Source organism: Ruegeria sp. ABF4_144 (assembly GCF_056160045.1).
This window is the reverse complement of sequence record NZ_JBSWWK010000001.1, coordinates 200,966-226,054: the sequence shown is the minus strand read 5'-3', so window position 1 is coordinate 226,054 and position 25,089 is coordinate 200,966. Positions and strand designations below refer to the sequence as shown.

27 protein-coding genes are annotated in these 25,089 nt (G+C 59.5%); 18 read left to right on the top strand and 9 right to left on the bottom strand.

All coding sequences use genetic code 11. From position 1 onward, the window contains the following. The first annotated feature begins 125 nt into the window (after positions 1–125). From sucC to ACXAGD_RS01090, 10 genes are all read left to right on the top strand, one after another. Complete coding sequence (sucC, locus tag ACXAGD_RS01135; RefSeq protein ID WP_475207990.1) at positions 126–1,319, top strand: ADP-forming succinate--CoA ligase subunit beta; 1,194 nt, start codon at positions 126–128, stop codon at positions 1,317–1,319. Positions 1,320–1,324: 5 nt separating this feature from the next. Beyond that, positions 1,325–1,966, top strand: coding sequence for a hypothetical protein (locus ACXAGD_RS01130; RefSeq protein WP_475207989.1), 642 nt, complete (start codon positions 1,325–1,327; stop codon positions 1,964–1,966). Positions 1,967–2,022: 56 nt separating this feature from the next. Continuing rightward, positions 2,023–2,904, top strand: coding sequence for a succinate--CoA ligase subunit alpha (sucD, locus tag ACXAGD_RS01125; protein ID WP_152456828.1), 882 nt, complete (start codon positions 2,023–2,025; stop codon positions 2,902–2,904). A 17-nt stretch (positions 2,905–2,921) separates the two neighbouring features. Next, entirely contained in the window at positions 2,922–3,467 is a 546-nt protein-coding gene (locus tag ACXAGD_RS01120; RefSeq protein WP_475207988.1) for a DUF805 domain-containing protein, read from the top strand. Next, on the top strand, positions 3,464–4,006 hold the full coding sequence (locus ACXAGD_RS01115) for a DUF805 domain-containing protein (protein ID WP_475207987.1): 543 nt from the start codon (positions 3,464–3,466) through the stop codon (positions 4,004–4,006). Before ACXAGD_RS01120 ends, ACXAGD_RS01115 begins: the two co-directional genes overlap by 4 nt. Then, positions 4,003–6,960: a 2-oxoglutarate dehydrogenase E1 component gene (locus ACXAGD_RS01110; protein ID WP_475207985.1), complete on the top strand. Its 2,958-nt coding sequence runs from the start codon at positions 4,003–4,005 to the stop codon at positions 6,958–6,960. The genes ACXAGD_RS01115 and ACXAGD_RS01110 overlap by 4 nt, the downstream gene beginning before the upstream one ends. Before the next feature lie 3 nt (positions 6,961–6,963). Then, positions 6,964–8,472 (top strand): 2-oxoglutarate dehydrogenase complex dihydrolipoyllysine-residue succinyltransferase, encoded by a 1,509-nt coding sequence (odhB, locus tag ACXAGD_RS01105; RefSeq protein ID WP_475207984.1) that lies wholly within the window; start codon positions 6,964–6,966, stop codon positions 8,470–8,472. Positions 8,473–8,474: 2 nt separating this feature from the next. Further along, the gene (locus tag ACXAGD_RS01100) at positions 8,475–8,744 is read left to right on the top strand and encodes a hypothetical protein (RefSeq protein WP_475207983.1); all 270 of its coding nucleotides are present in this window, start codon (positions 8,475–8,477) and stop codon (positions 8,742–8,744) included. A gap of 73 nt (positions 8,745–8,817) precedes the next feature. Continuing rightward, positions 8,818–10,206: a dihydrolipoyl dehydrogenase gene (gene lpdA, locus ACXAGD_RS01095; RefSeq protein ID WP_475207982.1), complete on the top strand. Its 1,389-nt coding sequence runs from the start codon at positions 8,818–8,820 to the stop codon at positions 10,204–10,206. Positions 10,207–10,366: 160 nt separating this feature from the next. Then, entirely contained in the window at positions 10,367–11,215 is an 849-nt protein-coding gene (locus ACXAGD_RS01090) for a tellurite resistance TerB family protein (protein WP_475207981.1), read from the top strand. A gap of 1 nt (position 11,216) precedes the next feature. Here the strand turns inward: ACXAGD_RS01090 and ACXAGD_RS01085 are convergent, their stop codons facing one another. From ACXAGD_RS01085 to ACXAGD_RS01070, 4 genes are read right to left on the bottom strand one after another with little or no spacing between them, the layout of a single operon-like run. Continuing rightward, complete coding sequence (locus ACXAGD_RS01085; protein ID WP_475207980.1) at positions 11,217–11,822, bottom strand: pyridoxamine 5'-phosphate oxidase family protein; 606 nt, start codon at positions 11,820–11,822, stop codon at positions 11,217–11,219. After that, on the bottom strand, positions 11,809–12,549 hold the full coding sequence (locus ACXAGD_RS01080; RefSeq protein WP_475207979.1) for a lysophospholipid acyltransferase family protein: 741 nt from the start codon (positions 12,547–12,549) through the stop codon (positions 11,809–11,811). The genes ACXAGD_RS01085 and ACXAGD_RS01080 overlap by 14 nt, the downstream gene beginning before the upstream one ends. Continuing rightward, positions 12,549–13,448 carry a cell division protein FtsX gene (locus ACXAGD_RS01075; protein WP_475207977.1) on the bottom strand — a complete coding sequence of 300 codons (900 nt, stop codon included), beginning with the start codon at positions 13,446–13,448 and terminating at the stop codon, positions 12,549–12,551. The genes ACXAGD_RS01080 and ACXAGD_RS01075 overlap by 1 nt, the downstream gene beginning before the upstream one ends. Further along, positions 13,445–14,122, bottom strand: a complete 678-nt coding sequence (locus tag ACXAGD_RS01070; RefSeq protein WP_475207975.1) for a cell division ATP-binding protein FtsE — start codon at positions 14,120–14,122, stop codon at positions 13,445–13,447. The genes ACXAGD_RS01075 and ACXAGD_RS01070 overlap by 4 nt, the downstream gene beginning before the upstream one ends. A gap of 183 nt (positions 14,123–14,305) precedes the next feature. Here ACXAGD_RS01070 and ACXAGD_RS01065 point away from each other — a divergent pair, with 183 nt between their 5' ends. Then, positions 14,306–15,121, top strand: coding sequence for a zinc-ribbon domain-containing protein (locus ACXAGD_RS01065; RefSeq protein WP_475207974.1), 816 nt, complete (start codon positions 14,306–14,308; stop codon positions 15,119–15,121). Positions 15,122–15,136: 15 nt separating this feature from the next. Here the strand turns inward: ACXAGD_RS01065 and ACXAGD_RS01060 are convergent, their stop codons facing one another. The 5 genes from ACXAGD_RS01060 to argH all read right to left on the bottom strand — a co-directional run bounded on the left by ACXAGD_RS01060 (position 15,137) and on the right by argH (position 20,849). Then, complete coding sequence (locus ACXAGD_RS01060; RefSeq protein WP_475207973.1) at positions 15,137–17,680, bottom strand: TIGR02302 family protein; 2,544 nt, start codon at positions 17,678–17,680, stop codon at positions 15,137–15,139. Between the two features lie 36 nt (positions 17,681–17,716). Next, positions 17,717–18,982, bottom strand: coding sequence for a diaminopimelate decarboxylase (gene lysA, locus ACXAGD_RS01055; protein ID WP_475207972.1), 1,266 nt, complete (start codon positions 18,980–18,982; stop codon positions 17,717–17,719). 65 nt (positions 18,983–19,047) lie between these two features. Beyond that, positions 19,048–19,197 (bottom strand): hypothetical protein, encoded by a 150-nt coding sequence (locus ACXAGD_RS01050; protein ID WP_475207970.1) that lies wholly within the window; start codon positions 19,195–19,197, stop codon positions 19,048–19,050. An 81-nt stretch (positions 19,198–19,278) separates the two neighbouring features. Continuing rightward, positions 19,279–19,464 (bottom strand): argininosuccinate lyase, encoded by a 186-nt coding sequence (locus tag ACXAGD_RS01045; RefSeq protein ID WP_475207969.1) that lies wholly within the window; start codon positions 19,462–19,464, stop codon positions 19,279–19,281. Then, the gene (argH, locus tag ACXAGD_RS01040; protein WP_475207968.1) at positions 19,461–20,849 is read right to left on the bottom strand and encodes an argininosuccinate lyase; all 1,389 of its coding nucleotides are present in this window, start codon (positions 20,847–20,849) and stop codon (positions 19,461–19,463) included. The genes ACXAGD_RS01045 and argH overlap by 4 nt, the downstream gene beginning before the upstream one ends. Before the next feature lie 21 nt (positions 20,850–20,870). On the opposite strand from argH, the gene ACXAGD_RS01035 reads away from it, so the two are divergent. From ACXAGD_RS01035 to ACXAGD_RS01005, 7 genes are all read left to right on the top strand, one after another. After that, positions 20,871–21,437, top strand: a complete 567-nt coding sequence (locus ACXAGD_RS01035) for a TlpA disulfide reductase family protein (protein ID WP_475207967.1) — start codon at positions 20,871–20,873, stop codon at positions 21,435–21,437. A 66-nt stretch (positions 21,438–21,503) separates the two neighbouring features. After that, positions 21,504–21,869, top strand: a complete 366-nt coding sequence (locus ACXAGD_RS01030) for a hypothetical protein (protein WP_475207966.1) — start codon at positions 21,504–21,506, stop codon at positions 21,867–21,869. 89 nt (positions 21,870–21,958) lie between these two features. Then, entirely contained in the window at positions 21,959–22,288 is a 330-nt protein-coding gene (locus ACXAGD_RS01025) for a hypothetical protein (RefSeq protein ID WP_475207965.1), read from the top strand. Between the two features lie 59 nt (positions 22,289–22,347). Then, entirely contained in the window at positions 22,348–22,734 is a 387-nt protein-coding gene (locus tag ACXAGD_RS01020; protein WP_475207964.1) for a hypothetical protein, read from the top strand. Further along, positions 22,731–23,702 (top strand): sterol desaturase family protein, encoded by a 972-nt coding sequence (locus tag ACXAGD_RS01015; protein WP_475207963.1) that lies wholly within the window; start codon positions 22,731–22,733, stop codon positions 23,700–23,702. Before ACXAGD_RS01020 ends, ACXAGD_RS01015 begins: the two co-directional genes overlap by 4 nt. 93 nt (positions 23,703–23,795) lie before the next feature. Further along, positions 23,796–23,984, top strand: coding sequence for a hypothetical protein (locus ACXAGD_RS01010; protein ID WP_475207962.1), 189 nt, complete (start codon positions 23,796–23,798; stop codon positions 23,982–23,984). Between the two features lie 91 nt (positions 23,985–24,075). Next, the gene (locus ACXAGD_RS01005) at positions 24,076–24,909 is read left to right on the top strand and encodes an EAL domain-containing protein (RefSeq protein WP_475207960.1); all 834 of its coding nucleotides are present in this window, start codon (positions 24,076–24,078) and stop codon (positions 24,907–24,909) included. The last annotated feature ends 180 nt before the right edge of the window (positions 24,910–25,089 follow it).

Genomic DNA, 25,089 nt, shown 5'->3' with positions numbered 1-25,089 from the left:
AAAATACTGTGATCACAAATGCAAAAAATCTTCGCTAAAAACCGCTCTGGCATAAAAAAAGCCTTTATAAATGCCCCGTAGACACCTCTATAACGGTGTAATCGTAGTCAGACGGGACAGTTTCGATGAACATTCACGAATATCAGGCCAAAGCTCTTCTTCGCAGCTATGGCGCTCCGGTCTCCGAAGGTCGCGCGGTTCTGCGCGCCGAGGAAGCCAAAACCGCAGCCGGTGAATTGGATGGCCCCCTGTGGGTTGTCAAAGCACAAATCCACGCGGGCGGCCGCGGCAAGGGTTCTTTCAAAGAGGCCGACGCCGGTGAAAAGGGCGGTGTCCGTCTGACCAAGTCGGTTGAAGAAGCTGCCGAAGAAGCAAAAAAGATGCTGGGCCGCACGCTGGTCACGCATCAGACCGGCCCCGCAGGCAAACAGGTCAACCGCATCTATATCGAAGCCGGTTCCGGCATCGAGCGTGAATTGTATCTGGCCCTGCTTGTGGATCGCCAGACAAGCCGCATCTCGTTCGTCTGCTCGACCGAAGGCGGCATGGACATTGAAGAAGTGGCCGCGGCCACGCCCGAGAAAATTCTGTCCTTCTCGGTTGATCCAGCCACCGGCTATCAGCCCTATCACGGCCGCCGCATCGCCTTCTCGCTGGGTCTTGAAGGCCCGCAGGTCAAGCAATGCGTCAAACTGATGGGCCAGCTGTACCAAGCCTTCGTCGAGAAAGACATGGAGATGCTGGAAATCAACCCGCTGATCGTCTCGGACAGCGGCGACCTGAAAGTGCTGGACGCCAAGGTCGGATTTGACGGCAACGCGGTCTACCGCCATCCCGACATCGCCGAGCTGCGCGACACCACCGAGGAAGATCCCAAGGAACTGGAAGCCTCCAAGTACGACCTGAACTACATCGCGCTGGACGGTGAGATCGGCTGCATGGTGAACGGTGCTGGCCTGGCGATGGCGACGATGGACATCATCAAGCTGTATGGCGCCGAGCCTGCCAACTTCCTCGACGTAGGCGGCGGTGCCACCAAAGAGAAAGTCACCGAAGCGTTCAAGATCATCACCTCGGACCCGCAGGTCAAAGGTATTCTGGTCAACATCTTCGGCGGCATCATGCGCTGTGACGTCATCGCCGAGGGCGTTGTGGCTGCTGTTAAGGAGGTCGGCCTGCAGGTTCCGCTGGTCGTGCGACTGGAAGGCACGAACGTTGAGAAAGGCAAAGAGATCATCAACACCTCTGGCCTGGACGTGATCGCGGCGGACAACCTGAAAGACGGTGCCGAGAAGATCGTGAAGGCGGTTAAGGGTTAAGCTGGATGAACCCGTTGACTCGGTTTATGACGGTGTGCGCTTGCCTCGCAGGCTTGTCTGCTTGCGAGGCAAGTGACAGAGCCGAGGTTTCCAAATCCCTTTTGGATAACCCAGTTGCGCGCGGCAACGACGCGGAACAGATGTTTCTGTCCATGCGTGATCTCTGTATTCGCAAACCCATAACCTTCGAAGACGCAAAGCAGGTAACCGGAGCCCTCGATCTAGGACTGAGAGTGGATATTCGTGGTTGGGACGACTTTAGCACCAGAGGAACAAACTACTTTTCGATCAAAACGGACCAACCAAGTCGTTACGATAAAGGTGCGAACGTAGTTCCAAAAGGCACGGTATTCAAACGGTACTACTGCAAAGGCGATTTCCGAGGGACTTGGGCGGACGAGGTCGCAATTGAACTAGCTAAGGAACTCACCGCAAACGGGTTTCAAACAGTTCAACCGTTGAAGCGATCGACAGGAAAGACCCACGTGGGCACAGATACCGTAGAATATTCCGGCGTGTATCGCCGCGATGGCGTGAACTTCAAAGTAAACATCTTTGACGTTGGCGGTGTCACCATAAGGTCTACAGCTAACGCTACGGAAACCAACTACATTTCTGGCACGAGAATTGAAATCAACGGCCTGTGAAGCTCAAATCTAATGCCAAAGGCGAGACCTTCGGCCTAACAACAGGAGAACGCCAAATGGCAGTCCTCATCGACGAAAATACCAAAGTAATCTGTCAGGGCTTTACCGGCTCGCAGGGCACATTCCACTCTGAACAGGCCATCGCTTATGGCACCAAGATGGTCGGCGGTGTGACGCCCGGCAAAGGCGGGATGGAGCATCTGGGCCTGCCCGTGTTCAACTCGGTCCACGAAGCCAAGCACGTGACCGAAGCCAACGCCAGCGTGATCTATGTTCCGCCGCCCTTTGCGGCTGACTCGATCCTCGAAGCGATTGATGCCGAGATGGAAGTGATCGTCTGCATCACCGAAGGCATCCCGGTTCTGGACATGATGAAGGTGAAGCGCGCGCTGGAAGGTTCCAAATCACGCCTGATCGGCCCGAACTGCCCCGGTGTCATCACGCCTGACGCCTGCAAGATCGGCATCATGCCGGGCCACATCCACAAGCGCGGCTCGGTCGGCGTTGTGTCGCGCTCGGGCACTCTGACTTATGAGGCCGTCAAGCAGACCACCGATGTGGGTCTGGGCCAGTCCACCTGTGTGGGCATCGGCGGCGACCCGATCAAAGGCACCGAGCATATCGACGTGCTGGAATGGTTCCTGGCCGATGACGAAACCGAGTCGATCATCATGATCGGTGAGATCGGTGGCTCGGCCGAAGAAGAAGCCGCGCAATTCCTGGCGGATGAGGCCAAGAAGGGCCGCAAAAAGCCGACCGCCGGTTTCATCGCGGGCCGCACTGCCCCTCCGGGCCGCCGCATGGGCCACGCAGGCGCGATCGTCGCCGGCGGCAAAGGCGGTGCTGAGGACAAAATCGAAGCCATGCGCTCGGCTGGTATCGTTGTGGCAGAAAGCCCCGCGCAGCTGGGTGAGGCAGTGCTGGAAGCGATTGGGTAATCGAGTCGTCGAAAGCTATGAAAGCCAGCGCTGCACACCTTCTTACATTTTCCGGGCGGGCCTCCCGCTCGGATTACTGGAAGTATGCCGTGCCGATATTGGTTGTATTGGCGGGCACAGTAGCTTTCGATCTATTCATCCTTGATCCAATTGCGTACAGACGTGAAACCATCACGACTGACTTGTTCACCGGCGAAAAGTCACATGAAATTTCTACGGTGATAGATTACGGTCCGGGACTTCTTAGCCTCGTTGTTTCCATTGTGCTACTTATCCCGTTCTCCTCGGTGTTAGTACGCAGAGTACATGATATCGGTTTTCCGGCTTGGCACGCTTTCCTGGCACTTTTCCTAGCTTTTTTCTTCGGACCTGCCTTGACGTTCTTCGCAAGCCTGCTTGGCATTATCTCAATACCCTTGGCTTTAATTGTTGCGTTCTTTTTGGGCGTGCCTCAACTCATACTTTCATTACTGGCGCTTATCGTAATTATCTTGTGGGGGACGACTCCCTCAGAGCCAGGGCCGAATGAGTATGGCCCGAACCCATTGGAGGCCAAACCATGACCTTCTCCGACGCCATCCGAACCTGTTTTTCCAAGTTCTTCACCTTCTCGGGTCGTGCCTCACGGCCCGAATATTGGTTCTTTTTCCTGTTCATCGTGATCTGGAGCTTCATCGCCGGGATCATCGATTGGCAATTCTTTACACAGGTCTCGGTCAGCCAGAGCGAAGAGGTGAAATCCGTCACCGCAAAATCCTCGCAACCTGTGCAAAGCATCGTCAGCCTGATCGTGTTTATTCCGCATTTGGCCGTTGCGTGGCGGCGGATGCATGATACCGGGCGCAGCGGGCTTTATGCTCTGCTGCCGATCCTGCTGATACTCGGGGCCGGAGCTGTTCTATTCTTCGGCATCGGTCTTGCCTCCAGTTTCCAGCATGGCGGCAATCTGGATATCCTGTTCACCCGCGCCACTTTGCTGGTCGTTCTGCCGACACTACTGATCCTGTTTGTGTCGCCCCTCCTGGTTCTGTGGTGGCTGACCCGCCCGTCTCAACCAGGCACCAACCAATACGGTCCCAACCCATATGAGGTAGCCCAATGACCGAACATACGCCCAATTCCGCGTTCCACGCCTCAAGCTTCATGCAAGGGCACAATGCCGAGTATCTGGAGCAGCTCTATGCCCAGTACACCAAGAACCCCGGTGCGGTAGACGCCGCCTGGGCCGAGTTCTTCAAGGCCATGGGCGACGCCACGCCGGACGTTCAGCGCGAGGCCGAGGGGCCATCCTGGGCGCGGACCGATTGGCCGCCGATGCCAGCGGACGACCTTACCGGCGCACTGACCGGTGAATGGGCCGAGATCGACGCCAAGGCGGCAGGCAAGAAGATCAAGGACAAGGCCGCAGACAAGGGCGTTCAGGTCAGCGAAGACCAAGTCAAGCGCGCGGTGCTGGACAGTCTGCGGGCACTGATGCTGATCCGGGCCTATCGCATCCGGGGCCATCTGGCCGCCAATCTGGACCCGCTGGGTATGCGCGCGGCCAGCACGCATCCTGAGTTGGACCCCAAGACCTATGGCTTTACCGAAGCCGACATGGACCGGCCGATCTTTATCGATAACGTGTTGGGCCTGCAGATGGCCAGCATGCGCCAGATCGTCGAGATCGTGAAACGGACCTATTGCGGCACGTTTGCGCTGCAATACATGCATATCTCTGATCCCGAACAGGCCGCGTGGTTGAAGGAACGGATCGAAGGCTATGGCAAGGAAATCGCGTTCACCAAGGAAGGCCGCAAGGCGATCCTGAACAAGATGGTTGAGGCCGAGGGTTTCGAGAAATTCCTACACGTCAAATACATGGGCACCAAACGGTTCGGTCTGGACGGTGGTGAAGCCCTGATCCCTGCAATGGAGCAGATCATCAAGCGCGGCGGTGCCCTGGGGATCAAAGACATCGTCATAGGTATGCCGCACCGCGGCCGTTTGAACATCCTCGCCAACGTGATGAGCAAACCCTATCGCGCGATCTTCAACGAATTTCAGGGCGGCAGCTTCAAACCCGAAGATGTGGATGGCTCGGGTGACGTGAAGTACCACCTCGGCGCGTCCAGCGACCGTGAGTTCGACGGCAACAGCGTGCACCTGTCTCTGACCGCTAACCCCTCGCACCTTGAGGCGGTGAACCCGGTGGTGCTGGGCAAGGTCCGCGCCAAGCAGGATCAGTTGAAAGACACCGACCGCACATCCGTCATGGGCATCCTGCTGCACGGTGACGCGGCCTTTGCCGGTCAGGGTGTTGTGGCCGAAGGCTTTGGCCTGTCCGGTCTGCGCGGTCACAAGACCGGCGGCACCATGCATATCGTCGTGAACAACCAGATCGGTTTCACCACGGCGCCGCACTTCTCGCGCTCCAGCCCGTATCCCACCGATATCGCGCTGATGGTCGAGGCGCCGATCTTCCACGTGAACGGCGACGACCCCGAGGCCGTGGTACATGCCGCCAAGGTTGCGACCGAGTTCCGTCAGAAGTTCCACAAAGACGTCGTCATCGATATCTTCTGCTATCGCCGGTTCGGTCACAACGAGGGCGACGAGCCCATGTTCACCAACCCGATCATGTACAAGAAGATCAAGACGCATAAGACCACGCTGTCGCTGTACACCGAACGTCTGGTCAAAGACGGCCTGATCCCCGAAGGTGAGATCGAGGACATGAAAGCCGCCTTCCAAGCACATCTGAATGATGAGTTTGAGGCCGGCAAGGACTATAAGCCCAATAAAGCCGACTGGCTGGACGGGCGCTGGTCACATCTGGACAAGAACAAAGAAGAATACGTGCGCGGCGAAACTGCGATCGCGCCGGAAACCATGGCCGAGATTGGCAACGCGCTGACCCATGCGCCCGAGGATATTGCCCTGCACAAAACCGTGGGCCGTCTTCTGGACCACAAGAAACAGATGTTCGACAGCGGCAAAGGCTTTGACTGGGCAACGGGTGAGGCGTTGGCCTTTGGCTCACTGCTGACCGAAGGTTTCCCGGTGCGTCTGTCCGGTCAGGACGCGACGCGCGGTACGTTCAGCCAACGTCACTCGGGCTTTGTCCACCAAGAAAGCGAAGAGCGGTACTATCCGCTGAACAACATCCGAGCGGGTCAGTCGAAATACGAAGTGATCGACTCGATGCTGTCGGAATACGCGGTTCTGGGTTTCGAATATGGTTACTCGCTGGCCGAACCCAACGCGCTGACCCTCTGGGAGGCCCAGTTTGGCGACTTCGCCAACGGTGCTCAGATCATGTTCGACCAGTTCATCAGCTCGGGTGAAAGCAAATGGCTGCGGATGTCCGGTCTGGTCTGCCTGCTGCCGCACGGGTTCGAAGGCCAAGGCCCCGAACACTCCTCGGCACGTCTGGAACGGTTCCTGCAGATGTGTGGTCAGGACAACTGGATCGTGGCGAACTGTACGACACCTGCGAACTACTTCCACATCCTGCGCCGTCAGCTGCACCGGACTTTCCGAAAGCCGCTGATCCTGGTGACGCCGAAATCGCTGCTGCGCCACAAGCTGGCCGTCAGCAAGGCCGACGAATTCACAACCGGTTCCAGCTTCCACCGGGTGCTATGGGATGATGCACAGCAGGGTAATTCCGAGACCAAGCTGGTCAAGGACGACAAGATCAAGCGTGTCGTGATGTGTTCCGGCAAGGTCTACTATGACCTGCTGGAAGAGCGTGACGCCCGCGGCATCGACGATGTCTATCTGATGCGGATCGAACAGTATTATCCGTTCCCAGCACACTCGCTGATCAACGAGCTTGAGCGCTTCAAGGGGGCTGAGATCATCTGGTGTCAGGAAGAACCCAAAAACCAGGGTGCCTGGAGCTTTATCGAGCCCAATATCGAATGGGTACTGACCCGCATTAAGGCCAAGCACACACGGCCTCGCTATGTCGGTCGCGCCACCTCTGCCTCGCCCGCCACGGGTCTGGCCAGCCAACACAAAGCCCAACAAGAGGCGCTCGTGAACGAAGCGCTGAGCATCGAAGGAAAGTAAACGATGACCATTGAAGTTCGTGTTCCCACGCTTGGCGAATCCGTCACCGAAGCCACCGTTGCGACCTGGTTCAAGAAACCCGGTGATGCCGTGGCCGTGGATGAGATGCTCTGTGAGCTTGAAACAGACAAGGTGACCGTCGAAGTCCCCTCGCCCGCCGCTGGCGTAATGGGCGAGATTGTGGCCGCCGAAGGTGAAACTGTTGGTGTCGATGCGCTGTTGGCAACCATCGCCGCAGGTGAAGGTACCGCCCCGGCCGCTGCACCGGCCGCAGCCCCCGCAGCCGAGGCCGCCCCGGCCGCTGGCGCAGCCAGCGTCGATGTGATGGTCCCTACACTGGGTGAGTCTGTCACCGAGGCCACCGTATCCACCTGGTTCAAACAGGTCGGCGATGCCGTCGCACAGGACGAGATGCTGTGCGAGCTGGAAACCGACAAGGTTTCGGTCGAGGTTCCTGCCCCGGCCTCTGGCGTTCTGGCGGAAATCGTTGCTCCCGAAGGTACCACCGTGGATGCCTCGGCCAAGCTGGCGGTGATCTCAGGCGCGGGTACTGTTGCTGCACCTGCCACTGCTCCGGCGGCAGCCGCGGCGCCGACGGCCGCCACGGGTAAAGACGTGGCCAACGCGCCCTCTGCCGAAAAGGCAATGGCCGAGGCTGGTCTGTCCGCTGATCAGGTCAGCGGCACCGGTCGCGATGGCCGCATCATGAAAGAGGATGTGGCCCGCGCCGTGGCAACCGCTGCCGCTCCGGCTCCTGCTGCGGCTCCGGCCCCTGCGCCTGCACCGCGCGCGCCTGTCGCGGCTGACGATGCGGCGCGTGAGGAGCGGGTCAAGATGACCCGCCTGCGCCAGACCATCGCCAAGCGCCTGAAAGACAGCCAGAACACCGCCGCCATGCTGACCACCTATAACGAGGTGGACATGACCGAGGTGATGGCCCTGCGCAGCCAGTACAAGGACCAGTTCGAGAAGAAGCACGGCGTGCGTCTGGGCTTTATGTCCTTCTTTACCAAGGCCTGCTGCCACGCGCTGAAGGAAGTGCCTGAAGTGAATGCCGAGATCGACGGCACCGACATCGTCTACAAGAACTTCGTCCACATGGGCGTTGCTGCCGGTACGCCGACCGGTCTGGTGGTTCCGGTCATCCGTGATGCCGACAGCATGTCTTTTGCCGCGATCGAAAAAGCCATCGCCGAAAAAGGCAAACGTGCCCGTGACGGCAAGCTGTCCATGGCCGAGATGCAGGGCGGTACCTTCACCATCTCGAACGGTGGTGTCTACGGTTCGTTGATGTCGTCGCCGATCCTGAACCCCCCGCAGTCAGGTATTCTGGGCATGCACAAGATCCAGGACCGTCCGATGGCCATCAACGGACAGGTCGTGATCCGCCCGATGATGTATCTGGCACTGTCCTATGACCACCGGATCGTTGACGGCAAAGGTGCGGTGACCTTCCTTGTTCGTGTGAAAGAGGCGCTGGAAGATCCGCGCCGCCTGCTGATGGATCTGTAATCATGGCAACACATGTTTTGTGGCAGGCCGACGTGGCCGATTTCGACGCCTGGCTGAAAGTGTTCCGCGAGGACAAACCTATGCGCAAAGCTGCAGGCATCCGCGACCTGCATGTCTGGCGTGACCCGGATCAGGCCGACCATGCTATCGCCATGTTCGAGGTCACGGATCTGGACAAGGCGCGGGCCTTTTTCGGATCCGAAGAGCTGGCGATGCACCACGAACGCGGCGGCATTGCGCATATCACGATCAAGCTGCTGGAACCGGTTTGAAGAAAGCACCGCATGATCCGGTCACACCGGATCATGCAGCCACCGGTCAATCCGGTCGACTTAGGAGAGTATAATGGCAAACTATGACGTCATCGTAATCGGCGCCGGCCCCGGCGGCTATGTCTGCGCCATCCGCTGCGCCCAGCTGGGCCTGAAAACTGCCGTTGTCGAAGGGCGTGACACCTTGGGCGGCACCTGTCTGAACGTGGGTTGTATCCCGTCCAAGGCTTTGCTGCACGCCAGCCATCAACTGCATGAGGCCGAGCACAACTTTGCCAAGATGGGTCTGAAGGGCAAAAGCCCCTCGGTCGACTGGAAACAGATGCAGGCCTACAAGGAAGAAACCATCGAGGGTAACACCAAGGGCATCGAGTTTTTGTTCAAAAAGAACAAGATCGACTGGCTCAAGGGGTGGGGCTCGATCCCCGCTACCGGTCAGGTGAAGGTGGGCGACGAAGTTCACAGCGCCAAGAACATCATCATTGCGTCGGGTTCTGAACCGGCTTCGCTTCCGGGTGTTGAAGTTGACGAGAAGATCGTCGTGACGTCGACCGGTGCGCTGTCGCTGGGCAAAATCCCGAAAAAGATGATTGTCATCGGTGCAGGCGTGATCGGGCTGGAACTGGGTTCGGTTTATCAGCGTCTGGGGGCCGAGGTCACCGTGATCGAATTCCTCGACGTGATCACCCCAGGCATGGATCCCGAGGTTCAGAAGACCTTCCAGCGCATCCTGAAAAAGCAAGGCCTGAAATTTGTCATGGGTGCGGCGGTTCAAAAGACCGAAGCCACCAAAACCAAGGCGAAGGTCACCTACAAGCTGCGCAAGGATGACAGCGAACACGTGATCGACGCCGATACCGTTCTGGTCGCTACCGGGCGCAAACCGTTCTCAGACGGGCTTGGGCTGGAAGCTCTGGGCGTTGAGATGACCCCGCGCGGTCAGATCAAGGTGGGCGCTGACTGGCAGACCAACGTACCGGGCATCTATGCCATCGGTGACGTGACCGAAGGCCCGATGCTGGCGCACAAAGCCGAAGACGAAGGCATGGCCGCCGCCGAGCAGGTTGCGGGCAAGCATGGCCACGTCAACTATGGCGTTATCCCCGGCGTGATCTACACATGGCCCGAAGTGGCGAATGTCGGCGAGACTGAAGAGACGCTCAAGGCCGCAGGTCGCGACTACAAGGTCGGTAAGTTCATGTTCATGGGCAATGGCCGCGCCAAGGCGAACTTTGCCGCAGATGGCTTCGTCAAGATTCTGGCCGACAAGGAAACCGACCGCATTCTGGGCTGCCACATTATTGGCCCGGCAGCCGGTGACCTGATCCACGAAGTCTGTGTGGCCATGGAATTCGGTGCCTCGGCCGAAGATCTGGCCCTGACCTGCCACGCCCACCCGACCTATTCGGAAGCGGTGCGCGAAGCCGCACTGGCCTGTGGTGACGGCCCGATCCACAGCTGAGCCAGCTGCCATTTAACATCCAGGAGGCGGGCCCAACAGCCCGCCTTTTTTCTGCCCTTGCGCTGTCTTAATTTTGCTACCGTATAAGTTGATCACTCATTTGTGAATGCCGGTCCGCACCGGCACAGGCAATTGAAACGAAACATTTATTGAGGCTGATATGCGGTTTGCAATTCTGTGCGCGGCGGCGCTGTTATTTACCATGTTCTCTGGACAGGACGCGCAGGCGGCCCGCGGTGGCGGCGTCTGGGGCACGGCCGAACAGATGAGCCTTGTTGCGCCAACCGATGTTACGAATAATTCCGGTCAACCACTGGCACTGTGCCATTTGACCAAAAAGACTCACATTATGTTCGCGGGTGTATGGCGCAGTTCGAAGGGCTATGTGATGGCTCCGAACAATTGTGACAGCGACAACTACTACTCGGTAAGTGCCGAACAACTGGCGGCGGGCAAAGCGCTGGGGAAATACCCAGCAGACCTACCGGATCAACCCGCCATGTCAATCGCCGACATATTCTCGGGGTTTTGGGGCTTGGGTGTCATTGCGCTGCTCTTGCTAGTAGCTGTCGTGAAATCCGCGCGCCAAGCAAAGCGCACGGCGCAGCGGCACGCGCAGATGGGCGACATCCATCCGGCTGCTCTGCGGGCGATGGATGCAATGTGCCACGCAGCAAAGGCAGATGGCAGGCTGGATCCGTCTGAAATTACATTGATGGCCGATATCGCCAAGCAGATCACAGGTGAGACCTTTGATGAGGCCCGCATTCGCCGCATGTTCGATATGGCCGAGGCCAAACCGACTGAAGCGCAGTTTGCAGCTTTTGGCACTGGGTTGACCTCGGATCAGAAACGCATGGTCCTGCAAGCCACCGTGATGATCGCAGCCGCGGACGGCCATATGGACCAGGACGAGACCCTGTTTGTCCAGAAACTGGCACGCGGTCTGGGGTTCAATGTGGATGAATTCATGGCCATGCTTCAGGCTATGAAAGCCAACCCGGCCTGATTTACCACATAGTTTTTGCGGCGCGTGGTCCCCATTCGGCATCGTAGCGCGCGCCGCCTTCTTCCCCTTGGCTCACCTCGGCCAGAATCTCGCCCACAGTGGGGAGGTCTGCACTTTCGTCGCCCGCGCTCCAGGTGCGGGCACGCATCATTGCCCGGGCGCATTGGGTGTAGATCTCAGAAATCTCGATAACCGCAACAGTAGCAGGTTGCTTCCCGTTCTTCTCGAACCGGGCACGCAGGTCGGCATCCGCCGTCAGCCGCGCCTGACCGTTGACGCGGACAACGTTGTTTGATCCCGGCACCAGAAACATCAGCGCCACGCGCGGGTCGCACACGATATTGCGCAGGGAATCCAGACGGTTGTTGCCACGCCAATCCGGCAGCGCCAGCGTTTTGGGGTCAAGTTCCAGCACCACCGGGCCATCATCCCCGCGCGGGCTGCCATCGGTGCCTTCAGGACCGACCGTACTTAGAATGCACAGCCGTGAAGCCATGATCCATTTGCGGTAAAGAGGCGTCAGGCTATGCGCCACCTTGCGCAAAGAAGGCGCGGCGGGTGTGCCATACAGCCCCTCGAGCGCTTCGATATCTTCAATGAACTCCATCCGGGTCAAACCCCACTTCTTTCATCAATGCGTCAGAGCGTGTTTCGATCACGTCTTCTAGCCGTCCCAGGAAATCTTTGCGGCCAACGCCCGGCTCGATCGGGTCGAGGAATTCTACAATCGCCAGCCCGGGTTTGCGCAAAACGCCCGTGCGCGGCCAGAAAACACCGGCATTGGTCGCTACCGGAACGCAGGGAAAGCCGAGACCTTCGTACAGAACCGCCGTGCCCACCTTGTAGGGACGATGCACTCCCGGCGCGACGCGGGTGCCCTGCGGGTAGATGACCAACTGGCCGGGTTCCGTGAATTCCTTCGAGACGTCCTTGACCATCTTGGCCACAGCCGCACCCTTTTTACCGCGATCAACCGGGATACAACCAAGGCGGCGCGCATACATGCCGATAACCGGGGTCCAGAGCAGTTCCCTTTTCATGATGAACTTGCCATGCGGCACCGCATCGAAAATCATGATGATATCGAGGAAGGACTGGTGCTTGGCACCGACGACCACCTCATCCATGGGCACTGTGCCGCGAACCTCGGTGCGGATGCCCACCATCCAGCGGGCCAACCACATGGTTGTGCGGGCATAGGTCTTGCAGGCCTGCAGCGCGCCGCGTTTGGTAAACAAGGCGTAGGGGGCGAACGCGATGCCCAGGATCAGCATCCAAGCGTAGATCACGATCATGAAGATCAGCGAACGAACCCATTGAAACGCTGTGGCCATCACGAAAGCTCCTTCAATTTGCGGCTGGCGGCGGTCCAGGTTGCTAAAAAGGCAACGGCGGCGCCCAGAAATGGGATCAGCACGGGCAACAGCCAACCTGCGCCCTGAAAGCCCAGACCAGTCAGAAAGCCGCCCTCGTCCGAAGCCTCGGGCAGCAGCAGTACGCCGGTCATCCCCAACAGAACCCCGACCACCGCACCAAAAAACGCACGATAGGTAAAGCGCCGCACAAAGGCACGCGCGATAAAACGGTCACGGGCGCCGACCAGACGCAGCACCTCGATGATCTGGGCGTTGGCCGCAAGCGAAGCATTGGCCGCAAGCGTGATCATCGCCGCTGTGGCACCACCGATCAGCAGGATCGAGACCCAGCCCAGTCGCCGCAGCGACATCGCCGCATCCACCAGCGGCTCGCGCCAGCGGGTGTGGTCGTCCAGCACAGCGCCCGGCACTTCGGCCCCCAACCGCAGGCGCAGGCCGGTCGCATCCAGACCGGGTTCACCTTCGATAATTTCGATCAGTTGCGGTATTGGAAGCGTCTCGAGCGGCAGGTCCGGTCCGAACCAAGGCGACAGCAGCGCGGCTTGTTCCTCGGTCGTCAGTGCCCGGGCTGAGGCGACGCCGGGAGTTTGGCCAAGCACAGCCAAAGCAGCCTCGGTCTGGGCCGCCAACTGGTCAGCTGGGGCGTTGATGCGCAGGGTGGCGGCCCCGGCCAGTTCCGTCGCCCAACGATCGGCCAACCGCCCCGAGGCCAGCGACAGCGCCAGCGCAAACACCGTCAGAAAGGCCATCGCACCCGAGACGAACAGGGTGAGATGCGCAGTGTAGCCAGTAGGAGGCACGACGCGGTCAGCGCGCGCGTCCCGTTGCAGCAGGTTCCGGATCGTCCCTTTGCTCATAGGTCCGCCCCCGCAAGTTGCACCTGACGTTGTGAGATCCGTAAAACGCGCGCCTGTACCTGGCTTTTGGCGGCGCGGATCAAGCTCAGATCATGGGTGGCGATCAAAACAGTTTTGCCCATCCTGTTCAGTTCGACCAGCAGACGCAGCAGGCGTTGCGACATCTCCCAGTCCACATTGCCAGTGGGTTCATCCGCCAGCACCATGTCGGGCGACAGTATCACGGCGCGGGCCAGCGCGGCGCGCTGACGTTCCCCCCCGGACAGTTCCGGCGGATGTGCGTCCAGCCGCGTGCCCAGACCGACCCAGGACAGCAACTCGCTCAGGTCCTCTCGTTTCGCGGTTTCAGCCTGCCCCGACACCATCAGCGGCAGGGCAACGTTTTCCATCACTGTCATATGGTCCAGGAACCGACAATCCTGATGCACGACACCAATCCGGCGGCGTAGCAAGGCCATCTGGTCCCGGTCCAGCCCCGCGACGTCCTGTTCGAACGCGCTCAGCCGCCCGGATGTAGGCAGCAGCGCGCCGTAGCACAGCTTGAGCAGAGTGGTCTTACCCGCACCCGACGGGCCGGTCAGAAAGTGGAACGACCCCGGTTGCAGCTGCAGGGACACGTCGCTCAGCAGTTCGCCACCACCATAGGTGTAGCTAACATTTTCCAGCTCGATCACAGGGGCCCCCGTTTTAGTTGCCGCCCTTCTTGCCCGAGCGCGGTTGTGGTTTCAATGCTTGCACCGGGTCGAATTGGTGACACTTGTGCCGTGAAACCGAAAACACCCTTTGCGGTCGTGTCTTAACGGAATAACATCCCTGAAAAAACTATTATCGGGTCGAGGGCCCGCCCAGGAGGCAGCATGCGTCTTACTTGTCCGAATTGCAGCGCCCAATACGAGGTGCCAGACGAGGTCATTCCCGAAGAAGGCCGCGACGTGCAATGCTCGAATTGCGAGAACACGTGGTTTCAGGCCAAGTACCCAGACCAGCCCGCCCCTGCGGCAGCCGAGCCTGTTGTTGAAGAAACGCCCGCAGAGGCGGAGCCCGAACCCGCAAAGGCTGCTGAGGAAGCGTTTGCGCGTGTGACCGAGGTAAAGGTAGACAAAAAACCTGCACCCCCGCCCAAACCTGCGCCTACGCTCGAACCAGCGGCCGCAGTTCGCCCCAGCGAACCTGATAAACCCAGTGAACCTGCGGCGACAGGGAATGTCGATCCGGCGGTCGCCAGCATCCTCAAGGAAGAGGCCGCCCGCGAAGCCGATCTGCGCGCACAAGAAGGCGGCAGCCTCGAGACCCAGACCGATCTGGCGCTGGATACCCCGCCCGAGCCCGAACCCGACACAGAACGCGCCATCAAAGAGCTGACGGCCACCGAAACCGCAGAGGATGCGGGCCAGAAAGACGTGCTTCCGGATGTCGAGGCGATCAATTCCAGCCTGCGAAGCGATGACATTGTAGCGGCGGAAGAGACCCCACCGCGCAAATCCGGTGGTTTTATGCGCGGCTTTGCGGCAATCCTGATTGTCGGGATTATTCTGATGCTGATCTACGGCAATGCGCAGCAAATCAGCCAGGCCGTTCCACAGGCCGAACCGATCCTGGAGCCCTATGTGACGATGGTGGATCAGGCGCGGCTGTGGCTCGAGGCGCAGACTGCGGGAACGGCACAAAACTGATCCGGTCGCAGGGCGCTAGAACCGTTCCAGCAACCGCTTGAGGTATTCCAACTCGATCTGAGGACGGTCCGTTTCGCCGGTTCGACGGCGAATCTCGTCCAGCAATTCACGTGCACGACGGTACACGTCTTCACCCTGTAGCAAATTGTCATCGGTCGAAATCGATCCGTTCGCGCCCGGGCTACGTCCCAGCGGATCGCGGCTAGTTGCCTGCATATCCCCATCCTGCGACCCTTGACCGGGCTGGTTTTGTTGGTTCTGGGCCAAAGCCTCACCCAATGAGCGCATGCCTTCGCGCAGCGCTTCCATCGCCTCAGATTGACGGTCGATGGCCTCGGCCAGATCGTCGCTGCGCAGCGCCTCTTCGGCGTCGTCCATGGCGCGGCCTGCGCGGCCCAGCGCATCGCGCGCGGCCTCGCCCTCAGGCGTTCCGGCGCCGGGCAGGCTTTGCTGCTGACGACCCAGTTCATCGCGCAGCGCCTGCTGGCGGTCTGCCAGCGACCCCTGACCCTGCTGATTGCCCTCACCCTCATCAGACCCTTGGCCCTGACCGCCTTGACCCTCGTGGCTCTGACCACGACCCAGACCGCCATTGCGGCCTTCATTGCCTTCGCTTTCACCAGCCTGCGCACCGGGGTTGAACTGTTCCTGCAGATCGCGGAAAGCCTGATCACTCAGCCCCTGCTGCTCCCGCAGTGTTTCGGCCAACCCTTCCATGGCCTGCTGGCCTTCGGATTGCTGGCCCTGCCCCTGTCCCTGGGTGACGCGCATGTTCTCCATCATCTGCTGGAACTCTTCCAGCGCCTGTTGCGCCTCGGCCATGCGGCCTTGTTCCATTAGTTCCTGAATACGGTCCATCATCCGCTGAAGATCATCCTGCGTCATCTGCAGGGTTTCACCGTTTTGGCCTTGCTGGTTCTCGTCAAACTCACCGTTTTCCTGTGCCAGACGCTGTAGCTGGCGCATATAGTCCTGCGTCGCCTCGCGCAACTCCTGCATCAGCTCGGCGATCTCTTCATCCGAGGCGCCATTTTTCATAGCTTCGGACAGGCGTTCCTGCGCCCGGCGCATCCGTTCCAAAGCGTCGGCCAGCGTGCCCTCTTCGATGACGACAGCCAAATCCCAAAGAGCCTGGGCAATCTCTTCCTGCTGTTTGGGCTTCAGGTCGTATTTGGTGAACGCCTCAAGCCGGCGCAGGGTGACGCGCAGGCGCAGATAGGCAGTGTCCGAGCGGAAGAACCCCTCGGGCAGGTTCGAGACCGCGCGCAGCAATTGTGCAACCCGCAGCGCGTTGTCCCGCGACCACAACAGATCGCGGCGCTGTTCGATCACTGCCGCCGCCAGCGGATCAAAAAACCGCCGCGCGGGCAGTTTGGTCATATAGGGTTCGGACTGGCTTTCCTGATCCGCCGCATCGCGCGCTGTCAGAGTGATTGTCACCGGCAGATGCGCCCAGGGATGCTGCGAGAAATCCTCGATCAGGTCCTCAGTGAAATCGGCCCGGTCGCCGGTGATCGGCATCGGCAATTCAACTTCGATCTCCTCGCGCGCCTCGGGGGCGACGGTCAGTCCGTACCGGCGATCCACCGCGTCAAGATCCAGCCTGATCGTGGCGCTGCCGGACACAACGCCATAGTCATCACTGGCGGCAAAGGGCAGCTTCATCTGCCCGCCCGCCTCGGCCTCGGCCACGTCCGCGACACTGATGTTGGGCGCGGTATCCTGAACCACCTCCAGCGCCCAGTCGCGCCCGGACGGGCCCGCAATCTTAATCTGACCCGAACGATCAACGACAAATTCCTGTTCCGGCTCGGTTGCGCCCTCAGTTCCCAAAGGCGTGGCTGTTTCCGTCAAGCTATGGGCGCCAACCTCTCCGTAAAAGCGAAGGGTGATGCGGCTGCCTTGCGGGATCGAAAGCGTTGGATCGGTTTGGTCGGCCAGATAGAGCGTCGGCAGGCCGGTATAGCGCGGAGGTTCAACCCAGCCTTCCCAGCTGGGTCCTTGCCCTGCGATTGCTGCGCCCGGTGTCATCTCGGCCACCGATCCGATGCGCCAGAACGACCCGAACAACCCCGCGATTACCAGCGCCAACAGGGCAGAATACCGCAAGGCGAAAGGATCACGGTCGGCCAGCCGCAAATCAGGCTTCACCGGGTCGGCCTGCGCCGCCCGCTGGGCCATTCGTGTCTGGTGCGCGTGCCACAGTGCAACCGAATCCGCATCCATCGCGCCGATGGCCTGATCGTCCATCAGCGCCTGAATCGGCCGCCCTGGCAGGGACTCGTCCAGTCGCATCAGGGCTTCGGTGCGGGACGGTACATGGAATCGCCTTGCGCCCCAGATGAGCGTCGCCAGCAGCGCCAAAAGGGCCAGCGCGCCCGCGATCCAGACCAGTTCGACCGGGACATGATCCTGCAGCCCCAGCATCAAAGCGGCCAGAATCGCCATAAAACCTGAGAAAAACGGCCAAAACGCCCGCAAAACCTGCTCGGCCAGCATCCCTGCATGCGTCAGCCACAGGGATAGTCTAGGGATCGGCAGGGTCGGTCTTGCGGTCAAGTCGGGCCTCCTGAACAGGCCCGCGCGGTCATCGCGTCAAAGCCACGAAGGTATGGTATCGCGGTTTATGATTTCGTCAAAGGTTGGCCGTTCACGAATAACTGCAAATTGATCCCCGTGCACCAGAACTTCGGGGATCAGCGGGCGCGTGTTGTATTCGCTCGACATCACGGCGCCATAGGCCCCAGCGCTGCGGAAAGCGACCAGATCGCCCGGTGCCAGCGGCGGCATGTTGCGCTGTTTGGCAAAGGTATCGCCGGATTCGCAGACCGGGCCGACGATATCATAGGGCTGCTGCTCGACGCCCGGTTCGGGCTCCTGAACGGCAACGATATCGTGGTGCGCCTCATACATTGCAGGGCGGATCAGATCGTTCATTGCCCCGTCGAGGATCAGGAAATCGCGGCCCTCGCCCGATTTCACATAAATCACCTTGCTGACCATCAATCCGGCATTGCCGGCAATCAGGCGGCCCGGCTCGATTTCGATCTCACAGCCCAGATGGCCCAGCGTTTTCTTGATCAGCGCGCCATACTCCACCGGCAGCGGCGGCGCATCATTGGCGCGGGTATAGGGAATGCCCAAGCCCCCACCCAGATCGAGACGGCGGATGTTGTGACCTTCGGCACGCAATTGCTCGGTCAGTTCGGCGACCTTGGTATAGGCCAGCTCGAACGGCTCCAGCTCAGTCAGTTGCGAGCCGATATGGACATCAATGCCAATCACCTCGAGCCCCGGCAAGGCAGCCGCTTGAGCATAGACCTCAGAAGCGCGCGCGATCGGGATGCCGAACTTGTTCTCGGACTTGCCGGTGGCGATTTTGGCATGGGTCTTGGCGTCGACGTCGGGGTTCACCCGCACAGTGATCGGCGCGACCATGCCCAGCTCCAACGCAACGGCGTTGATCACTTCCATCTCAGGCTCGGATTCGACGTTAAACTGGCGGATACCGCCGGTCAGCGCGGTACGGATCTCATCCGCCGTTTTGCCAACGCCCGAGAACACGATCTTTTCGCCGGGCACACCGGCTGCCTTGGCGCGCAGGTATTCTCCGCCCGACACCACATCCATCCCCGCTCCGGCTTGCGCCAACGTCTTGAGGATCGCCTGATTGCTGGCGGCCTTCATCGCATAGCAGACAAGGTGTTCGGTGCCCTCAAGCGCGTCATCGAACAACTGGAAGTGTCGCAGCAGCGTCGCCGTCGAATAGACATAGAACGGAGTTCCGACCGCGGCAGCGATTTCGGAGATTGGGACATCCTCGGCGAAAAGCGCGCCGTCGCGGTAAAGAAAGTGATCCATGACTGCGCGCTTAGACCAAAACCGCCCGTCTGATCAATGGATTCTGCACGCCCCTGAGCGTTCCGTCAGTTGGTGGTCGACACACCAACCCGTGCATAGCCCGAAAGCGCGACGCCAGAGCGCCCCGAATTCTCCGCAGGCTCGGAACTGGGCGCGTAAGATGGATCGCAGGCCGCTAGAACGGCGAGGGACAGGATCAGGCCTAAAAATTTCATCGTGTCGTCTTGTGCTTAGGGGGCGGCGCAAGGCCGTTCATACCTTGCACATAGGGGCGCGGCAGTCGAATTGCAAAGGCGTCAGACGCCCAAATAGACACCCAAGCCACCGCGCTGGAGCCCGACACCGCCACCGACATGGGTTCCACTCGACCCAACACCGATACCCAGGCTGGCGGTTGGCTGGATTGGCTCGCCGTCAGCGCCGCAGGCGGCCAGGGCAAACCCAGCCGCAATAAGAAGGACCACACGTAGTACTTGCATCATACCAGCGCTCTCCACCGCTTGATCTGGGCACGCACCTGATCCGGTGCCGTGCCACCATAAGACTGCCGCGAGTTTACAGAGTTTTGGACTGTAAGGACAGAATAGACGTCATCGGTGATCTCGGCGTGCACGGATTGCATGTCTTCCAGCGTCAGGTCAGGCAGGTCGCAGCCTTTGCTCTCGGCCATGGCCACCAGCGAGCCCGTTACGTGGTGGGCGTCGCGGAACGGCAGGCCCAACACCCGCACCAGCCAATCGGCCAGATCGGTTGCGGTCGAGAAACCGGAACCCGCGGCAGCGGCCAGACTTTCGCGGTTGGCTGTCATGTCCTTAACCATGCCTTCCATCGCCGCCAGTGCCAGCATCCAGTTGTCTGCGGCGTCGAAGACTTGTTCTTTGTCTTCCTGCATGTCCTTTGAATAAGCCAGCGGCAAGCCCTTCATCACCATCATCAGCGCGGTGTTGGCGCCGTAAATCCGGCCCACCTTGGCGCGGATCAGTTCCGCCGCATCGGGATTCTTCTTCTGTGGCATGATCGACGACCCGGTCGAAAAGCGATCCGACAGCGTGACAAACCGGAACTGGGCCGAAGACCAAATTACCAGCTCCTCGGCAAAGCGCGATAGGTGAACGGCGCAGATCGATGCGGTCGATAGGAATTCCAGCGCGAAGTCACGGTCGCTGACGGCATCCAGCGAGTTCGCGGCGGGGCGGTCAAAGCCCAGCGCCTCGGCGGTCATGTGACGGTCGATGGGGAAGGACGTTCCGGCCAGCGCCGCAGCGCCGAGGGGGGATTCGTTCATTCGGGCGCGGGCATCACGGACGCGGCTCAGATCCCGGCCGAACATCTCAACATAGGCCATCATGTGATGACCCCATGTCACCGGCTGCGCGGTCTGCAGGTGGGTAAAGCCCGGCATGACCCAATCCGCCCCGGCCTCGGCCTGTGCCAAAAGCGCGCGGATCAGGGCCAGCAGGCCGGTTTCAGCCGCATCAAGCTGATCACGCACCCAGAGTTTGAAATCGGTCGCCACCTGATCATTTCGGCTGCGGCCTGTGTGCAAACGGCCAGCAGGCTCGCCAATCACCTCTTTCAGGCGCGCCTCCACATTCATGTGGATGTCTTCCAGCGCGGTCGAGAATTGAAATTCTCCGTTCTGGATTTCTGACAAAACGGTGAGCAGCCCTTCCCGAATAGCCTGCGCATCACTATCAGTTATAACGCCTGTGGCAGCCAGCATGGCGGCATGGGCGCGCGAGCCTGCAATGTCCTGGGCTGCCATCCGCTGATCGAACCCGATCGAGGCGTTGATTGCCTCCATGATCGCGTCTGGACCGGCGGCAAAGCGGCCGCCCCACATCTGGTTCGAGGATTGATCGGTCATGTAAGAAAACCCGGAGTTGATATGCGCCTATTTCGTCTGATCCCCCTTTATATGGCCCTTGCGCTGGGTGCAAACGCGGCTTTGGCCACGGATGCGGAAACTCTGGGCCCGCTGCGAGACGGCACACTGAAACGGCTGATTCTGCACAAAGAGCCGAAACCCCACGAACTGGTCGAATTCCAGCTGGAAGACGATGGCGGCACTGCGACGCTTGAGGACTACAAGGGTAAGTATGTTCTGGTGAACTTCTGGGCCACATGGTGCGCACCCTGCCGCAAGGAAATGCCCCAAATCGCCGAACTGCAGGAAGAGTTCGGCGGCGATAAGTTCGAAGTGCTGACACTGGCCACCGGACGCAACTCGCCTGCCGGGATCAAGAAGTTCTTCGAGGAGAACGGAATCGAAAATCTGCCCCGTCATCAGGACAAAGGCTCGGCTGTGGCGCGGGAATTCGGTGTAATTGCCCTGCCGATCACGGTGATCCTAGACCCCAACGGCGACGAGATTGCCCGTCTGATCGGGGATGCCGAGTGGAATTCGGACAGCGCCAAGGCGATCATCTCGACGCTGGTAGGCGCTGAAAGTTAACGCCTGCGCCTCTACGTACCCGAATCGTGCTATTCTCCCAATCTCAATTGTTTTGGGGGAATAGTAATGACTGGATTTAAACTGGCGCCAATTGTTGCAGTCGCATTGATGGTTGCAGGACCCGCTCAGGCTGACTTTAAGAGGGTCAAAACAGCCGAACAGTTCAACAATGAACTTGTTGGCAAGAAGCTCGTCGATGACCAAGGCAATGTTTTTATTGCCAATGCAGATGGTACAATCTCGGCCAAGTTGACCAACGGGAAAAAGTTCAGCGGAAACTGGGTGTGGGACAAGAAGTTCTGGTGCCGCAATGGTGTGCTGGATGGCAAAGCCCTTGGCACTGATTGTCAGGTTTTCGAAGTCGACGGGACCACCGTCAAAATGACGCGTGAGAAGGGCAAGGGAAGCTCGACGATCTACTCATTGCAATAGCCAGTCAAGCTGCGGACCGAATTCCATGCTAAACTAGCGTTACCGCCATCCAAAACGGTGGTGGTACGAAACTGGATACGGAGGCGACGATGAAACCCGTAGTACTGTTGATAGGTCGCTTACCAAATGTCATCGGCGATGTGGCGCGACAATTGGATCACATGCCGATCCAATGGCTGGGCGCACACGATCAGGACGAGGTCCGGCGGCAACTGGATGCCGAGCCGCGGATTGTCTGCGCCATCATGGGTGCCGGTCTGGATGACAAGATACGCGGCGAAATGGTGGCCATCATTGCCGCCCGCAGGCCGGATATCTGCATCCACCTCAAGGACCGCGCCTCGGGCCCCGATGGATTGGTGCCTTTTGTGAAACGTGTCGTTCAGCACGAGATCCTCGACACGCTTGAGGCAGGCTGACGCCACGCAACCTTTGACAGCATCCTGACCGCTCTGCACTCTGCGGGCGGGAGGACGGAATGGCGCTTGAAATACTGCTGGTTCTGGTTGTCGGCGGCATCGTCGGCGTTACAGTGCTGCTGCATTTGTCAGGTCGGTCGCGCGTGCGCGAGTTGACGCCTGAAACCGCGCGCTCGGAGTGGCTGCGCCATGCGCCCGACGATGAGATCATCGACATCACCATAGCGCATGACAAACATGCGGCCCTGATCCGCACCGAGACCGGCAACGGACTGCTGTGGTCTTTCGGCGCCGATACCGTGGCGCGTCATCTGTTGGATTTCGACTGGTTGGACCACCCTGAAGGGTTCGAGATTCAGTTCCATGAATTCGGCACACCCAAAGCCATCGTCCGTCTTGATGAATTCGAACGCCCGCACTGGGAACATCTGATGGAACCCTCATGACTGACCAAGTGACTTTCCCGGACGCCGTTCAATGGGCGGTACCCTTTTTTATCGCCGCCATTCTGGCCGAGTTTCTGTGGATCGCCGTCAAAGGCAAAGGCGGCCGGTATGAGACGCGCGATGCGGTGACCTCTTTGGTAATGGGTGCCGGGAATATCGCCTCGGGCTTTTTGCTGGGCTTTATCGCCTACGGGTTCTTCATGTGGTTGTGGCAGATCACGCCGCTGAACCTGGGCACCTCGATCCCGGTGATCATCCTGTGCTTTGTACTAGACGACCTGCGATATTACTGGGTGCACCGCTTTGGCCACCGCATCCGCTGGGTCTGGGCCAGCCATGTGAACCATCACAGTTCACAGCACTATAATCTGACGACAGCGCTTAGGCAGACCTGGACCTATACGTTCACCTTCATGATGGTGGTACGCGCGCCGCTGATCCTTCTGGGCTTTCACCCGGCGATGGTGCTGTTCTGCGGCGGTTTGAACCTGGTCTACCAGTTCTGGATTCACACCGAAGCCATCGGCAAGATGCCTCGCTGGTTTGAGGCGGTGATGAACACCCCCAGTCACCACCGCGCCCATCATGGTCGCAACGCCCGGTATCTGGACTGCAACTATGCCGGTGTCTTCATCATCTGGGACAAGATGTTCGGGACTTTCGTGCCGGAACAAGAGGACGACCGCGTCGATTACGGGCTGGTCCACAATATCGGCACATTTAACCCGCTGCGCGTGGCCTTTCACGAATGGGTCAGCATCTGGCACGACGCGACCCAGCCCGGGCTGACCCTCCGCGAACGTCTGGCCTATTGCTTTGCACCGCCGGGCTACAGCCATGACGGCAGCCGCGACAGCTCAGAGCAAATCAAAGCCAAACACCTAGCCCGGCATCCGGAAGATCGCGGAACGCCCGGATTTGAGCATCAAGAGGTGAAAACGCCCAATACGCAGGCAAAACAGGCTTAAATCCGCCGACCCGGCACCCCCCTTACCTTGAAAGCGGGATTTCACATTCCATATTCAGCGGATGTGACCCGTATCGAGTAACCGGAGGCCGAAATGTCCAGACTGACAACTGTATCAACTGTTATGGGTCTGGTCGGACTGGTTCTGGCAATGCTGACGGCACTGGCGGGGGGCGCACCCAGCATCATTGCGTTAGGATTTGCCATGCTTGCCTTGGGCTTCATGGGCGCCGTGATCGGCGCAGCGGCGGCTTTGGGTCGCGTCTGGGAAACCACGCGCTGAAGCGCACCAAATTCCCGCCCTTTAACCGCAGATTCATTGTTTTGCTCTGAAATCAAACCCCGAGCGGCGACGTAACGGGAATGGCAAAGCTATGCGGGAAAACAGACAGACAGATGTGCCCGAGGGCGGCGAAAGCCCGTTGAACGCGGCCGTTGCTTCCCGCGATACGTCCACGGTTCAGATGGCGACCGACGCGGTAAAGCACAAACAATGCAAGCTGGCCTTTCAACCGGTGATGCAGGCCCATCCCCCGTTTGGCGTTGCCTTTTACGAAGGGTTCATCAGGGTGCTGGACGAAACCGGGCGGGTTATTCCCGCGCGGGATTTCATGCCGCAGCTAGAAAACACTCCTATCGGGCGCGACCTGGACTGCGTCGCGCTGGAAATGGGGCTGCGGACGCTGGCAGGAAACCCAGACATCCGCTTGTCGATTAACATGTCCGCCCGCTCAATCGGGTATGCCCGATATTCGCGCGTGCTCGACCGGTTTCTGAAGAAAGACGCCCGTATCGGTGAGCGATTGATTCTGGAAATCTCGGAAAGTTCGGCCATGACAGTGCCCGAACTGGTGATCGATTTCATGGACCGGCTGCAACCGCGTGGTGTAGCCTTTGCGCTGGATGATTTCGGCGCAAGCAATTTCAGCTTTCGTCATTTCCGAGAGTTTCTGTTCGACGCCGCCAAGATTGACGGGCAATTTGTGCGCGGCATCAGCGACAACCCAGATAATCAGGCGCTGGTTCGCGCCCTGGTCGCCGTGGCGCGGGAGTTCGAGATTCTGGTGACGGCCGAATCGGTAGAGAACAAGGCAGATGCCGAATTCCTTGTGGCCAATGGTGTTGATTGCCTGCAGGGTTATTTGTTCGGAGCGCCTACAGTCTCAGCCCCGTGGAAAGACCAAAAGCCCCAGCAAACCGGCAGCTAACCACGCAAAACTGCCCTCAGGGCACCCTGAGACAAGGTGACCGTTGCTGCGTTTGCAGCATTGCGCTATGCCATGTGCAGTTGGAGCGGGGGATCAGGAGGCGCTCTGGTTCACAGGGGCTTTGCCTTTGCGATCCGCGCCGTTACGGTTCCCACAGGACCTTGATGGTAAAGGATTGTC